The sequence below is a fragment of the Sphingopyxis sp. QXT-31 genome (assembly GCF_001984035.1).
Lineage (GTDB): Bacteria > Pseudomonadota > Alphaproteobacteria > Sphingomonadales > Sphingomonadaceae > Sphingopyxis.
Genome location: NZ_CP019449.1, coordinates 3,051,347 through 3,065,318, shown reverse-complemented (window position 1 = coordinate 3,065,318; position 13,972 = coordinate 3,051,347). Strand labels below are relative to the sequence as shown.

The window sequence follows — 13,972 nt, the reverse complement described above, 5'->3', positions numbered from 1 at the left end:
ATGACTTATGAAACCCTCCTCGTCGAAACGCGCGGGGCTGTCACGCTGGTGACCTTGAACCGCCCGCAGGCGCTTAATGCGCTGAACTCGGGCGTGCTCGACGACCTGATCGCCGCCTTCGCCGCCTTCGAAGCCGACGACAGCCAGCGCTGCGCGGTGCTCACCGGCTCGGGCGACAAAGCCTTCGCCGCGGGCGCTGACATCAAGGAAATGGCCGACAAGCCCGCCGCCGATTTCTACCTCGAGGACTTCTTCTCGAAATGGACGAGCGACTTCGTGAAGAAGGTCCGCAAGCCGTGGATCGCCGCGGTCAACGGTTTCGCGCTCGGCGGCGGCTGCGAACTCGCGATGATGGCCGACTTCATCATCGCGTCGGAGAAGGCGAAATTCGGCCAGCCCGAAATCAAGCTCGGCGTCGCTCCGGGCATGGGCGGGTCGCAGCGGCTGACCCGCGCGGTCGGCAAGGCGAAGGCGATGGAAATGTGCCTCACCGGCCGCATGATGGACGCAGCCGAAGCTGAGCGTTCGGGCCTCGTCGCGCGCGTCGTCGCGCATGAGACGCTGGTCGAGGAAGCCGTGAAGACCGCCACGCTCATCGCGTCGATGCCGCCGATGGCCGCGATGGTGAACAAGGACATGGTCAACGCCGCGTTCGAGACCTCGCTCGACCAGGGGCTGATCTACGAACGCCGGCTGTTCCAGATCCTCGCCGCGACCGAGGACAAGGCCGAAGGCATGGCCGCCTTCATCGAAAAGCGCGAAGGCGTGTGGAAGGGGCGGTGACATGAAAATCGCATTTATCGGACTCGGCAATATGGGCGGCGGCATGGCTGCCAATCTCGCCAAGGCGGGCCATGAGGTCCGCGCCTTCGACCTCAGCGAGGAAGCGCTTGCCCGCGCGGTCGAGGCGGGCTGCACCCGCGCCGCATCGGCCACCGAAGCCGTCACTGGCGCCGAAGCGGTGGTGACGATGCTCCCGGCGGGAAAGCATGTCGCGGGCGTCTATGAAGGCGACGTCTTCGCCAACGCCGCGCCGGGCACCTTGCTCCTCGATTGCTCGACGATCGACGTCGCGACCGCGCGATCGAATATCGCGGCCGCAACCGCCAAGGGTCTCGTTGCGGTCGATGCACCGGTCTCGGGCGGCATCGCTGCCGCCAACGCCGGCACTTTGACCTTCATGGTCGGCGGCACCGACGAGGGTTTCGCACGCGCCGAGCCGATCCTCGCCGCGATGGGCAAGGCGGTGATTCACGCGGGCGACGCGGGCGCGGGACAGGGCGCGAAGATCTGCAACAACATGCTGCTGGGCGCGTCGATGATCGCGACGTGCGAGACGCTCGCGCTCGCGCAGAAGCTCGGGCTCGATCCGCAGAAATTCTTCGACATCGCCAGCGTGTCGTCGGGGCAATGCTGGTCGCTGACCAGCTATGCGCCGCTTCCCGGCGTCGGCCCGGTGACCCCCGCCGATAACGGCTATGCCGGCGGTTTCGCCGCGGGGCTGATGCTCAAGGACCTCCGCCTCGCGATGGAGGCGGCGGCGAGCGTCGATGCCGATGTGCCGATGGGATCGAAAGCGCGCGAGCTGTATGAGGCGTTCGTTGAGGCCGACAAGGATGGCCGCGACTTCTCGGCGATCATCCAGACCTTGCAGGCCTAGACCTCACAACCCCACCCCGTTTGCATCGAGCGAAGTCGAGATGCGTCTGGCGATGTGCTGGCGTGTCTCGACTTCGCTCGACACGAACGGATGGGAGTGGGCTAGTAGAAGTCGGCGGTCTCGCCGCCATCTTTCCGCTCGCCCCGGTGCACCTGCGTCGGCGCCTTGCGCTCGCCGGTACGAACCTCCAGCCGCCCGTCGACCCGCCGCACCTCGGCCGGTGCGATGATCCGCGCCCGCGCGATGCCGACCGCGCTCGCCTGCGGTGCCGAGACCGGCGCCGAGGCGGCGGTGCTTCCGGTAAGCAGAAGGATGGCGATTAAGGACATGGCGTTCATGCTCAGCCCTAACGGCAGCGGTTGCCACGGCTTTAACCTTGAATCGCACTATGGGCGCCGCCGCCGACCGGCATTGCGGGCAAAGAAAAGGCCGCCCGCCCCAGGGTGGGACAGGCGGCCTTGTCATCCTTTCGGGCGAGCGACTTAGAACCCGCTCTTCGCCTCGGCCTTTTCCTTGAGCAGCGGCGCGACCGCAAACCCATGCTTCTCCAGCGCCGCGACGATCTTGTCGGTGCCTTCGAGCCCCGCCCAAAACATCGGGCCGCCGCGATAGACCGGCCAGCCATAGCCATAGATCCACACGACATCGATGTCCGACGCGCGCTGCGCCTTGCCCTCGGCCAGGATCAGCGTGCCTTCGTTGACCATCGGATAGAGCGTGCGTTCGATGATTTCCTGATCGCTGATCTCGCGCTTCGCCTTGTTCGAATGCTGGCGGAAGTCCTCGATGATCTCGGCGACCTCGGCGCTCGGCGACGGATTGCGCTTCTCGTCATAGTCGTAGAAGCCCTTGCCGGTCTTCTGCCCCCAGCGGCCCTTGGCGGCGAGCGCGTCGCGGATGCTTTCGATGCGCGTCGGGTCGCGGTGCCAGCCGATGTCGACGCCGGCAAGGTCGCTCATCTGGAACGGCCCCATCGGCATGCCGAAATCGACATGGACCTTGTCGATCTGCTGCGGCGTCGCGCCTTCCATCAGCAGGTTCATCGCCTCGACCTGGCGCGGCTTGAGCATCCGGTTGCCGATGAAGCCGTCGCACACGCCCGCGACCACCGCGACCTTGCCGATCTTCTTGCCGATCGCCATCGCCGTCGCCAGCGCGTCAGGCGCGGTCTTGTCGCCGCGCACGACTTCGAGCAGCTTCATGACGTTGGCGGGCGAGAAGAAATGCATGCCGAGCACGTCGCCGGGGCGGCTCGTCGCGGTCGCGATCTCGTCGATGTCGAGATAGCTGGTGTTCGACGCGAGGATGGCGCCGGGCTTGGCGATGCCATCGAGCTTCGCGAAGATCTCCTTCTTCACGTCCATATTCTCATAGACCGCCTCGATGATCAGGTCGCAGTCGGCGAGATCCTCGATGTTGAGCGTCGGGGTGAGCAGCCCCATCATTTGCTCGACCTGCTCGGGCTTGAAGCGGCCCTTGGCGGCCGACGCCTCGTAATTCTTGCGGATCACGCCGGTGCCGCGGTCGAGCGCTTCCTGCTGCATCTCGACGATGGTGACGGGGATGCCCTTCTGAAGGAAATTCATGCTGATCCCGCCGCCCATCGTGCCGGCACCGATGACGCCGACCTTCTTGACGTCGCGCAGCGCGGTGTCCTTGGGCAGGCCGTCGATCTTCGCGGCCTGACGCTCGGCGAAGAAGATATGGCGCTGCGCCGCCGACTGGCTGCCGAACATAAGCTTCATGAATTCCTGGCGCTCGAAGGCGAGGCCTTCCTCGAAGGGCAGCCGCGTCGCCGCCTCGACGCAGGCGAGGTTCGCATAGGGCGCCTCGAAGCCGCGCCACTTCTTGGCGTTGGCGGTCTTGAGCTGCTCGATGATCGCGACATCGCCGAACACTTCGCGTTCGCGCGTCGGGCGCGGGCCGTCGGCGATCTTCGCGCGTGCAAAGGCGATCGCATCGGCGGCAAGGCTGTCCTCGCCCGCCAGTTCGTCGACCAAGCCGAGTTCCTTCGCCTTGGGCGCGGGGACCGGATCGCCGGTCGAGGTCATCGTCGCCGCGGCTTCGACGCCGACGACGCGCGGCAGGCGCTGCGTGCCGCCCGCACCGGGGAGCAGGCCGAGCTTCACCTCGGGCACCCCGAGCTTCGCCGAGGGTACTGCGACGCGATAATGGCAGACGAGCGCGGTTTCGAGACCGCCGCCGAGCGCCGTGCCATGGATCGCGGCGACGACCGGCTTGGTCGCTGCTTCGATGCTGTTGAGCACCGCGTTGAAATCGGGGCCGCGCGGCGGCTTGCCGAATTCGCTGATGTCGGCGCCGGCGATGAAGGTCGCGCCGTCGCAGCGCAGCACAATGGCCTTGACATTGTCGTCGGCGAGCGCCGCGGCGAAGTGATTGGCGAGCCCCTCGCGGACGTGCCAGCTCAGCGCGTTGACCGGCGGGTTGTTGACGATGACGACGGCGACTTCGCCGTCCTTTTCCATCGTGACGCTGTTCGGGGTTTCTTCGGACATATCTGGCTCCTTGAAGGGTTCAATCGTTGAGCGCGGCGTGGACAAGCGTCTTGACCTCGCGCCGCACGGGATAGGTGGAGGAGGGCATCAGCTGGGTCATGAAGACCGAGCAGATCTGCTCGACTGGATCGACGAAGAAGCCGGTCGAGAACATGCCGCCCCAATAATAGTCGCCGACCGACCCGGGGGTCAGCGTCTGCGCCGGATGCTCGGTCACCGCGAAACCGAGCCCGAAGCCGACCCCGGCATTTTCGGCCTCCGAAAAGATGCCGACGCTATGCTGGACGAGGTCGCCGCCGCCGACGAGATGGTTCGCGGTCATCAGCGCGAGCGTCTTGCGGCTGACGATGCGGGTGCCATCGAGCTGTCCGCCGCCGAGAAGCATCAGGCAGAAACGGTGATAGTCGGCGAGCGTCGAGACGAGGCCGCCGCCGCCCGAATGAAAGCTGCGGTCCTTGGCCCAGCGGCTCGTCGCGCCGCTGTCGAAGACCTTCATCTTCTCGGCCGGATCGAAGGCATAGGCGTCGGCGAGGCGGTGCTGCTGGTCGGCGGGCACCTTGAAGCCCGTATCGACCATGTTCAGCGGACCGAAGATGCGCTCCTGCAGCACTTCGGCGAACGGCTTGCCCTCGATCCGCTCGACCACCGCGCCGAGCACGTCGGTCGCCATCGAATAATTCCAGTGCGCGCCGGGGTCGAATTGCAGCGGAATCTTGGCGAGCCCCTCGATGAAGCTGTCCATCGTGTAAGCCGCGTCGAAATCGTCGATCCGCGCCTTGCGATAGGCGGCGTCGACTGGGGTGCGCTCCTGGAAACCATAGGTCAGGCCCGAGGTATGGCGCAGCAGGTCGACCATGCGGATCGGCGTCGCCGGCGGGCGCGTGACGAAGGGGATGTTGCCGCCCCCCGCGACGAACACGCCGGTGTCGCGGAACTCGGGGCAGAACTTCACGAGCGGATCGCCGAGCGCGACCTTGCCCTCCTCGACCAGCATCATGAAGGCGATGCTGGTGACCGGCTTGGTCATGCTCGCGATGCGGAAGATCGCATCCTCCTTGAGCGCCTCGCCCGGGCGGGCCTCGCCGACGCACGACTGGTGCACCACCTCGCCGTGCCGCGACACGAGGGTCGCGGCGTGCGGCAGGCGGCCGGGGCCGACATATTTGGCCTGCAGAAAGGCCGGGATGCGGTCGAGCCTTGCGCTATCGAAACCCTGACTCACGAAACACGCACTCCTTCGAGGATGGCCGCCGCCTCGGCGAGCAGCGCGGGGTCGATCGCCAGATCGGCGGCCTTGGCCGTCTCGCGCAACTGTTCGGGGCGGCTCGCGCCGACGATCGCGCTAGTGATGCCCGGCTGCGCGAGCACCCAGCCGATCGCGAGTTGCGCCATCGTACAGCCCGCCTTGTCGGCGACCGGCTGCAGCGCCTGCACCGCTTCGAGCACTTGGTCGGTCATATAGAGCTTCATGAACGCCGCATCGTCGCCCGCCGCGCGCGTGCCCGCGGGCGGGGTGGCGCCCGGCGCATATTTGCCGCTGAGCACCCCCATCGCGAGCGGCGACCAGACGATCTGGCCGATGCCGTTCGCAATGCTGATCGGGATGACCTTCTTTTCCGCGCGGCGATAGAGCAGAGAATATTGCGGCTGGCTCGACACGAATTTGACGCTGGGCGGGGCGAGCGCGACCGCGGCCTCGATCTGCTCGGGCGACCATTCGGAAAAGCCGATCGCGCGCGCCTTGCCGCTGCGCACGACTTCGCTCAGGGCTTGCATCGTCTCCTCGAGCGGCGTGTCGGGGTCGTAGCGATGGCATTGGTAGAGATCGACATAGTCGGTCCGGAGCCGCTGCAGGCTGGCGTCGATCTGCTTGGCCACTTGTACAGCCGACAGCCCCTTGTCGGTGTCGGTCATCGGGAAGAAGAGCTTGGTCGCGAGCACGTACGAATCGCGCGGCCGGTCCTTGAGCACGTCGCCGAGGAAGCTCTCCGCCGCGCCGCGCCCATAGATGTTCGACGTGTCGATGAAGTTGATCCCGACATCGAAGGCCGCATCGACGCAGGCACGCCCCGCGCTGTCGTCAACCCCCACGCCATAGGTCAGCCAGCTGCCGAGGCAGATCGCCGAAACCTCGATCCCGCTGTCGCCAAGCTGCCGATACTGCATCGTGTCTCTCCTCAGTGTGAGGTCTGGCCCAATAGCTGGCGCGTCACCGGGTGCGAGCTGGTGAGCCCGCCGTCGACCGCGATCGCCTGTCCGTTGACATAGCTCGCCTGGTCGCTCGCAAGGAAGAGCGCGACATTGGCGAGCTCTTCGGGCTGCGCCGCGCGCTTCAGCGGATTGAGCTGGCCCAGCTTGTGGGTAACCTCCTTGGCCTTCGCATAATCGAAGGTCGGCTTGGTCATCCCCGTCTCGGTCAGGCCCGGACAGATCGCGTTGACGCGCACGCCGCTGGTGGTCAGCTGCTGCGCGGCGGTCTTGGCGAGGTTTATGACGCCCGCCTTCGACGCCGAATAAGCCCCCGGACCCGCGCCCGAATTGATCCCCGCGACGCTCGCGGTCAGCACGATCGCGCCGCCGCGACCCTGGTCGACCATCGCCTTGCCGGCGTGCTTCACCATCAGCGCCGGGCCGATCAAATTGACGCGCAAGGTTTCGGCCCAGGCGCCAGGGTCGAAGTCGAAAATGCCGCCCATGTCGCCGATGATCCCGGCGTTGGCGAAGGCGATATCGAGCCCGCCGAATGTCTCCTGCGCGGCCCTCACGAGCGACGCGACGTCGCTTTCGACCCCCGCGTCGATCTCCAGCGCGACGGCCTCGCCGCCCGCGTCCTGCACCGCCTTGGCGGTCTCGTGCACCGCGGCGGTCTTGTCGCCGAGCACCAGCTTCGCGCCTTCGGCGGCAAAGCGCAGCGCGCTCGCGCGGCCGATGCCCGACCCGGCGCCGGTGATGATCGCGACCTTGCCGTCCAACGCTCCGCTCATACCACCACACCTCCATCCAGCACGACCGTCTGCCCGGTCATGAAACTCGCCGCTTCCGAGCCCAGGAACACCGCCGCGCCCGCGATCTCGCGCGGCTCGCCGATGCGGCCCAAACACGCGTTCGACACCGACGCCTTCAGATTGTCAGGATTTTCCCACAAAGCCTTGGCGAAATCGGTCTTCACCAGCCCTGGCGCGATCGCGTTGATCCGGATGTTCGACGGCCCGAACTCGCGCGCCAGATTCTTGACCATCTGGATGTCGGCGGCCTTGGTGATCGCATAGGTGCCGATGATCGCGGTGCCGCGCAGCCCCCCGATCGACGAAACCAGGATGATCGACCCCGACTTGCGCTCGCGCATGCCGGGCACCACCATCGTGATCAGCCAATGCTGCGCGACGATATTATGGTCGAGCGTCTTGCGCAGCGCCTCGTCGCTGATCGTCTCCATCGCGCCGTAATGCGGGTTCGACGCCGCGTTGCAGACGAGGATGTCGATCGGGCCGAAGGCGGCACGCCCGGAGTCGACCATGGCTTGTAAGGATTCCTTCGACGACAGGCTCGACGATATCGCGATCGCATGGCCGGGATGCTTGGCATTGATCGCCGCGGCGACCTCTTCGCATGGCTCGAGGTTGCGGCTGGTGATGACCACCTTGGCACCATGATCGGCATATTCCTCGGCGATCGCGCGCCCGATGCCGCGCGACGATCCGGTGACGATCGCGACCTTGCCGCTCAGGTCGAACAGGCTCATGCGCCCGCCTTCTTCGCGAAGGCCCACGCCTTTTCGGCGAGCGGGCGGACGCGCTCGGACATGTCGCGCGCGTGCTGCGACGAGGCGGTGCCGTCGATCACGCGCTTCTTGATCCCCTGGATGATCCCGGCGAGGCGAAAGAAGTTGTACGCGAAATACCAGTTCATGTCGGGCACGCCGGTGCGGCCGGTGGCGGCGCAATAGCGCGCGACCATCTCGTCCAATTCGGGGATGCCCAGCGCCTTGCGGTCGAGGTCCTCGACCCCCGAGCGCCCGCCATTCTCGGTCACCCACGCCATCGCGACATAGGTGAAATCGGCGAGCGGATCGCCCAGCGTCGAGAGCTCCCAGTCGAGCACCGCGAGCACTTGCGGCCGGTCTTTCGCAAAGATCATATTGTCGATGCGGTAATCGCCATGGACGACGCTGGTGCGCGTCTGCTCGGGCAGCGTCGCGGGCAGCCAGGCGATCAGCTGCTCCATCTCGTCCATCGTCTCGGTTTCGGAAAGGCGGTACTGCTTGGTCCAGCGGTCGACCTGGCGCCCGAAATAATTGCCGGGCTTGCCGAAATCCGACAGCCCGGCGGCCTCGACATCGACCGAATGCAGCGCGGCGAGCGTGTCGATCATCGCCTCGTACGTCGCGCGGCGGTTCTCGGGGGTCGACCCCGGCATCGCGCCGTCCCAGATCGTCTGCCCGTCGACCATCCCCATGACATAGAACCAGCTGCCGACGACCTCGTCGTCGGTGCACAGGCCGTACTGGCGCGCGACGGGGAAGCCCGTCTTATACAGCCCCGCCTGCACCTTATATTCGCGGTCGACCGCATGCGCCGAAGGCAGCAACGGGCCGAAGGGCTTGCGGCGCAGGACATAATTGCCCGACGGCGCCGAGATCTTGTAGGTCGGGTTCGACTGGCCGCCGGCGAACTTGCCTTGCGTCAGCGGGCCCTCGAACCCCTCGACATGCGCTTCCATCCACGCCGTCAGCTTCGCCTCGTCGAGCACATCGGCGCCCTCAGGCGCGACGGTGCCGCTGAAGGCCTTTTGCGCGTCGAGCGTCACTGGTCGAACACGATCACCGACCGCGCGGCATCGCCTTTCTTCATGGCTTCGAACCCTTCGTTGACCTTTTCGAGCGGGATCGTCTCGGCGACGATGCTGTCGAGGTCGAGCAGGCCGCGCAGGTAAAAATCGACGAGGCGCGGGATATCGACGGGGAAGCGGTTGCCCCCCATGATCGCGCCCTGCAATTTCTTGCCGCTGAGCAGGTCCATCGCGCTGAGCCCGACCTTCTCCGACAAGGGCATCATGCCCAGGATCGTCGCGGTGCCGCCGCGGCGCAGCGACGCGACCGCGAGGCTCGCCGAGGCCGGGCGCCCCACGGCCTCGATCGCATGATCGACACCGCCCTTGCTGATCTCGAGGATCTGCTTCGCGGCGTCGTCCGACAGCGCGTCGACGACATCGGTCGCGCCGAGCTTCATGGCCAGCGCGCGCTTCTCGGGCACCGGGTCGGCGGCGATGATCCGCCCCGCGCCAGCGATCTTCGCGGCGTTGATCGTCGCGAGGCCGACGCCGCCGCAGCCGACGACCGCGACGGTCTCGCCCGGGGTCACCTTGCACGCGTTGAAGATCGTCCCCGCGCCGGTGGTCACCGCGCAGCCGATCACCGCGGCGCGGTCGAGCGGCATGTCGGGGTCGATGCGCACGCAGGCATGTTCGTGCACCAGCATCGTCTCGGCAAAGGCGCTGAGGTTCAGCATCTGGTTCACGGGCGAGCCGTCGGGGCGCGTGATGCGCGGCGGCTGGCCGGGCGCGCGGCGGGTGTCGCCGCCCATGCACAGCGACATGCGGCCGCTGACGCAGAATTCGCAGTGGCCGCAGAAGGCCGACAGGCAAGTGACGACCGCGTCGCCGACCTTGACCATGCGCACTTCGCTGCCGACCGCCTCGACGATGCCCGCCGCCTCATGGCCGGGAATGGCCGGAAGGGGGTGCGGATAGGCGCCGTCGATGAAATGCAGGTCCGAATGGCAGAGGCCGCACGCGGCGGTACGGATGCGCACCTCGTGCGGGCCGCAATCGGCGATCTGGACGGTCTCGATCGACAGCGGCTGGCCGGCTTCGATCAGGATGGCGGCTTTGGTCATGAACTGTCCTCTCAGACCGTTCGCCCTGAGCCTGTCGAAGGGCCGTTCTTTCTTCGGGACAAGGAAGGACGGTGCTTCGACAAGCTCAGCACGAGCGGATTGTGCCTTAACGCGAAGCGCCGATGTCGCCCGACGAAAAGCCCGGCTCGCTCGCTTCGCTGTGCTTCGCAAATTCGATCCGCGCGATCGCGCGTTCGTGAACCTCGTCGGGACCATCGGCCAAGCGCAGCGTGCGCTGATGCGCATAGGCCTTGGCCAGCCCGAAATCTTCCGACACGCCGCCGGCGCCATGCGCCTGGATCGCGTCGTCGATGATCGACAGCGCCATGTTCGGCGCCTGCACCTTGATCATCGCGATCTCGGCCGCGGCCGCCTTATTGCCGACCTTGTCCATCATGTCGGCGGCCTTGAGGCAGAGCAGGCGCGTCATCTCGATGTCGATGCGCGCGCGCGCCAGGCGATGCTCCCAGATGCTGTATTCGGCGATCTTCTTGCCGAACGCGACGCGCGACTGCAGCCGCTTCGCCATCTTGCTGATCGCTTCCTCGGCGACGCCGATCGTGCGCATGCAGTGATGGATGCGGCCCGGCCCGAGGCGGCCCTGCGCGATCTCGAAGCCGCGACCCTCGCCCAGCAGCATCGCTTCCTCGGCGTTGACGCGGACGTCCTTCAGTTCGATTTCCATATGCCCGTGCGGCGCGTCGTCGTAGCCGAAGACGGGCAGGTGGCGCTTGATGGTCACCCCCGGCGCGTTCAGCGGCATCAGCACCATCGACTGCTGCGCGTGGCGCTTGGCGGCGAAGTCGGTCTTGCCCATCACGATCGCGATCTCGCAGCGCGGATCGCCCGCGCCCGACGACCACCATTTGGTGCCGTTGATGACATAATCGTCGCCGTCGCGCTCGATCCGCGTCTCGATGTTCGTTGCATCCGACGAAGCGACCGCGGGCTCGGTCATCAGGAACGCCGAGCGAATCTCGCCGTTCATCAGCCGGCCGAGATATTTTTCCTTCTGCGCGCGCGTTCCGTAGCGATGGAACACTTCCATGTTGCCGGTGTCGGGCGCCGAGCAGTTGAACACTTCGCTCGCGAAACCGACGCGGCCCATTTCCTCGGCGCACAGCGCATATTCGAGGTTGGTGAGGCCGGGGCCTTCGAACTCGAACGTCTCGTCGACATGGTGGTGCGCGCCGCTCCGCGGCGGCATGAACAGGTTCCAGATGCCCGCGGCCTTCGCCTCGGCCTTCAGATCCTCGACGATCTGGATCACCTTCCAGCGGTCGCCTTTGGCGTCCTGCTCATAATAGGTCGGCACCGCGGGGCGGACCTTGCGATCGATGAATTCGCGCACGCGGCCCTGCCAATATTGCTGCCGTTCGGTGAGGTCGAAATCCATCTGTGTCCCTTTCCCTTTACGTTCACGTAAGCCCTTGGACCGATTCGTCCGTGCTGCCAAGCCTTGCGGCCCTAAAATTACACCCTTTCGCCGCGCCGCGCATTTTTCCGTTACGGATGCGCTCCGCTCGCATCGGGGTCTACCCGCGCCGCATCGTCGAGCAGCGCCAGCCGCGCCTCGTGATCGGCGCGCGAGATCGGGAATTGCCGCGTCACGATCAGCCCCATCAGCCCGATCACCAGCACCGCGAGCATATAGCCCCAGGCGAGGTCGGTGAGCACCGCGTCACCGACCTCGCCGGGCTTTGCCGCGGACGGAAAGGCGGCGTAGGACAATATCTGGCCCGCGATGAAGATGCCGATCCCCGTCGCGCATTTCTGCATGAAGAAATAGCCCGCGAAGAACAGCCCCTCGGACCGCCGCCCTGTCTCGCTCTGCGACGCTTCGACCACATCGGCCATCATCGACGAGGAGAGGATCATCAGGATGATCGCAAAGGTGTTCGAGAAGAAGACCAAAGCGAACATGACCTCGGCCGAGGGCTTGCCCGGCAGGCCGGGGAAGACGCCCTGGATCCAGGCGAAATACATCGCGGTGTTGACGGTCAGCGAGATGGCACCCGCGACGATCGCGCCCTCGCGCTTGCCGAGCGCCTTCGACAGCGGCGCGACCAGCAGGAAGGCGGCAATCATCGTCCCGAACAGCAGGAAGACATAGGTGATCATCTCGCCCTGATCGAACTTCCAGAAAAAGCCGAGCATATAATTGGTCATCGAGAAAGTGATGCCCTGGTTGATGAAGCCGAACAGCGCCGCGAAGATCAGCCACAGAAAGGCGCGGTTCGACAGCGTCTTCTTCATTTCGCGGAGGATGTCGCCAAGGCTCCCCGCGGGCTTGGCATCGGCCAGGTTCGATACCGCGATCCTTTTGTGCTGTCCCGCGGCCGAGATCATCACCGCGCCCGCCATCATCAGCGCGCCGGTCAGCGCATAGGGGAAATAGCCCGCCGGATCGACGAGCCCCTTCGGCCCGCCGAAGAATACGCCATAAGCGAGCAGCAGGATCAGCAGGCCGCCGCCCCAGCCGAACAGGAAGCGATAACGCATCACCACGGTGCGCTCGTCATAATCGGCGGTCAGCTCGGGCACGATCGCGACCGACGGCACCTCGCACATCGACACCAGCGCGCGGACGATGATCGCAAAGGCGATTAGCCAGCCGATCGTCGCCGCGTCGCTCATCTCGGGCGGGCTCCACAGCAGCATCCACATGATCGCGAGCGGGATCGGCGCGCCATAGAGCCAGGGCAGGCGGCGGCCCCAGCGGCTGCGCGTGCGGTCGGTCAGCTCGCCGATGATCGGATCGACCAGCGCGTCGGCGAACAGCGCGACCATGATCGCGGCGCCGACCACCCCCGCGTCGAGCCCGATGACCTGGTTGTAGAAGAGCAGCAGGAAGGTCGCGAAACCATTGTCCTTGACGCCATAGGCGATGCTGCCGAGCCCGTGCGTCGCCTTGAGCCAGACGGGCAGGCGCCGTGCGTCGGGCACGGCCTTGGCGGCGGCGGTCACGCCGCGGCTCCCGCCTTCGCCGCCTCCTCCATCGCGACGAGCGCGTCGAACATGCCCGGGCTTTCCTTGTCCCAGGCATGGCGCTGGCCGATCGTCAGCCCGCCGTCGACCAGCAGGTGGGTGCCGGTCATGAACGAGCTTTCCTCGCTCGCGAGATAGGCGACGGCGTTGGCGATGTCCTCCGGCTGGCCACCGCGCGCGACGGGCTGCGCCTGCGCGCTCATGCCGGCGATGATGTCATTCGCCTGCGCCTTCATGGCGTCGGGTACTTCGAGCGAGGCGGTGAAGATATTGGTGTTGATGAAGCCCGGGCAGATCGCGTTCACGCGGATGCCATATTGCGCGAGGTCGGTGGCCGCGACCTTGCTGAGGTGCAGCACCCCCGCCTTCGCCACCGCATAGGCGGTCGGCGAATAGCCCGCACCCAGCGCCGCGACGCTCGCGGTGTTGACGATGCTCGCGCCCGGGCGGTGCTTCATATGCGGCGCGGCGTAACGGATGCCCATCGCCACCGACTTCAGCACCAGGTCCATCGTCCGGTCCCAGTCCTCGGGGCTGATCTCGTCGATCGGCGCGCGGTCACCGCCCGCGGCGGCATTGTTGAACACGATGTCGATCCCGCCGCCCTTCGCCGCGGCGGTGTCCATCAAGATCTCGATGTCGGCGGGGCGCGTCACGTCGCATGGGACGAAGTCGATCTTGCCGTTCGACGACGCGGCGAGCGCCTGCCCGCCCGCAAGGTCGATGTCGGCGGCGAAGACATGTGCGCCCTCGGCCGCCAGTTTCAGCACCGTCGCCTTGCCGATGCCCGATGCCGCGCCGGTGACCACGGCGACCTTGCCTGCGAATCGCATATCCTCTGCTCCCGTTTTCTTTTGCGACCTAGCTTAGGCGCGTGGGAAAGCGCGTCAACGGGCCGCAATCCGACGCTACGG

General features: G+C 66.3%; 13 protein-coding genes. 2 read left to right on the top strand and 11 right to left on the bottom strand.

Annotated features, from left to right (window positions below; all coding sequences use genetic code 11):
• Both BWQ93_RS14740 and mmsB read left to right on the top strand, forming a co-directional pair.
• On the top strand, positions 1 to 783 hold the full coding sequence (locus tag BWQ93_RS14740) for an enoyl-CoA hydratase-related protein (protein ID WP_077031213.1): 783 nt from the start codon (positions 1 to 3) through the stop codon (positions 781 to 783).
• A gap of 1 nt (position 784) precedes the next feature.
• Positions 785 to 1,660: a 3-hydroxyisobutyrate dehydrogenase gene (gene mmsB / locus BWQ93_RS14735; protein WP_083720921.1), complete on the top strand. Its 876-nt coding sequence runs from the start codon at positions 785 to 787 to the stop codon at positions 1,658 to 1,660.
• A 101-nt stretch (positions 1,661 to 1,761) separates the two neighbouring features.
• On the opposite strand, the gene BWQ93_RS14730 is transcribed toward mmsB, so the two are convergent.
• The 11 genes from BWQ93_RS14730 to BWQ93_RS14680 form a co-directional block, all read right to left on the bottom strand.
• Positions 1,762 to 1,998, bottom strand: a complete 237-nt coding sequence (locus BWQ93_RS14730; protein WP_077031212.1) for a hypothetical protein — start codon at positions 1,996 to 1,998, stop codon at positions 1,762 to 1,764.
• Between the two features lie 144 nt (positions 1,999 to 2,142).
• Entirely contained in the window at positions 2,143 to 4,176 is a 2,034-nt protein-coding gene (locus BWQ93_RS14725; protein WP_077031211.1) for a 3-hydroxyacyl-CoA dehydrogenase NAD-binding domain-containing protein, read from the bottom strand.
• A 19-nt stretch (positions 4,177 to 4,195) separates the two neighbouring features.
• Positions 4,196 to 5,398 (bottom strand): serine hydrolase domain-containing protein, encoded by a 1,203-nt coding sequence (locus BWQ93_RS14720; protein ID WP_077031210.1) that lies wholly within the window; start codon positions 5,396 to 5,398, stop codon positions 4,196 to 4,198.
• A complete protein-coding gene (locus BWQ93_RS14715) occupies positions 5,395 to 6,342 on the bottom strand; it encodes an aldo/keto reductase family protein (RefSeq protein WP_077031209.1) in 948 nt (315 codons plus the stop codon). The genes BWQ93_RS14720 and BWQ93_RS14715 overlap by 4 nt, the downstream gene beginning before the upstream one ends.
• Before the next feature lie 11 nt (positions 6,343 to 6,353).
• Entirely contained in the window at positions 6,354 to 7,160 is an 807-nt protein-coding gene (locus BWQ93_RS14710) for an SDR family NAD(P)-dependent oxidoreductase (RefSeq protein ID WP_077031208.1), read from the bottom strand.
• Positions 7,157 to 7,918, bottom strand: a complete 762-nt coding sequence (locus tag BWQ93_RS14705; protein ID WP_077032436.1) for an SDR family oxidoreductase — start codon at positions 7,916 to 7,918, stop codon at positions 7,157 to 7,159. The genes BWQ93_RS14710 and BWQ93_RS14705 overlap by 4 nt, the downstream gene beginning before the upstream one ends.
• On the bottom strand, positions 7,915 to 8,982 hold the full coding sequence (locus BWQ93_RS14700; protein WP_077031207.1) for a phosphotransferase family protein: 1,068 nt from the start codon (positions 8,980 to 8,982) through the stop codon (positions 7,915 to 7,917). The genes BWQ93_RS14705 and BWQ93_RS14700 overlap by 4 nt, the downstream gene beginning before the upstream one ends.
• A complete protein-coding gene (locus tag BWQ93_RS14695) occupies positions 8,979 to 10,070 on the bottom strand; it encodes a Zn-dependent alcohol dehydrogenase (protein ID WP_077031206.1) in 1,092 nt (363 codons plus the stop codon). Before BWQ93_RS14695 ends, BWQ93_RS14700 begins: the two co-directional genes overlap by 4 nt.
• Before the next feature lie 106 nt (positions 10,071 to 10,176).
• Positions 10,177 to 11,466, bottom strand: a complete 1,290-nt coding sequence (locus BWQ93_RS14690) for an acyl-CoA dehydrogenase family protein (protein ID WP_077031205.1) — start codon at positions 11,464 to 11,466, stop codon at positions 10,177 to 10,179.
• 110 nt (positions 11,467 to 11,576) lie between these two features.
• Positions 11,577 to 13,037, bottom strand: a complete 1,461-nt coding sequence (locus BWQ93_RS14685; RefSeq protein ID WP_198040398.1) for an MFS transporter — start codon at positions 13,035 to 13,037, stop codon at positions 11,577 to 11,579.
• Positions 13,034 to 13,891 (bottom strand): SDR family NAD(P)-dependent oxidoreductase, encoded by an 858-nt coding sequence (locus BWQ93_RS14680; protein WP_077031204.1) that lies wholly within the window; start codon positions 13,889 to 13,891, stop codon positions 13,034 to 13,036. The genes BWQ93_RS14685 and BWQ93_RS14680 overlap by 4 nt, the downstream gene beginning before the upstream one ends.
• Positions 13,892 to 13,972: the final 81 nt, after the last annotated feature.

What these genes read in the sequence shown, in the direction of transcription:
- mmsB (WP_083720921.1), top strand. Translation starts at nt 785, where the DNA reads ATGAAAATCGCATTTATCGGACTCGGCAATATGGGCGGCGGCATGGCT.
- BWQ93_RS14680 (WP_077031204.1), bottom strand. Translation starts at nt 13,891, where the DNA reads ATGCGATTCGCAGGCAAGGTCGCCGTGGTCACCGGCGCGGCATCGGGC.
- BWQ93_RS14740 (WP_077031213.1), top strand. Translation starts at nt 1, where the DNA reads ATGACTTATGAAACCCTCCTCGTCGAAACGCGCGGGGCTGTCACGCTG.
- BWQ93_RS14695 (WP_077031206.1), bottom strand. Translation starts at nt 10,070, where the DNA reads ATGACCAAAGCCGCCATCCTGATCGAAGCCGGCCAGCCGCTGTCGATC.
- BWQ93_RS14715 (WP_077031209.1), bottom strand. Translation starts at nt 6,342, where the DNA reads ATGCAGTATCGGCAGCTTGGCGACAGCGGGATCGAGGTTTCGGCGATC.
- BWQ93_RS14725 (WP_077031211.1), bottom strand. Translation starts at nt 4,176, where the DNA reads ATGTCCGAAGAAACCCCGAACAGCGTCACGATGGAAAAGGACGGCGAA.
- BWQ93_RS14690 (WP_077031205.1), bottom strand. Translation starts at nt 11,466, where the DNA reads ATGGATTTCGACCTCACCGAACGGCAGCAATATTGGCAGGGCCGCGTG.
- BWQ93_RS14730 (WP_077031212.1), bottom strand. Translation starts at nt 1,998, where the DNA reads ATGAACGCCATGTCCTTAATCGCCATCCTTCTGCTTACCGGAAGCACC.
- BWQ93_RS14705 (WP_077032436.1), bottom strand. Translation starts at nt 7,918, where the DNA reads ATGAGCCTGTTCGACCTGAGCGGCAAGGTCGCGATCGTCACCGGATCG.
- BWQ93_RS14710 (WP_077031208.1), bottom strand. Translation starts at nt 7,160, where the DNA reads ATGAGCGGAGCGTTGGACGGCAAGGTCGCGATCATCACCGGCGCCGGG.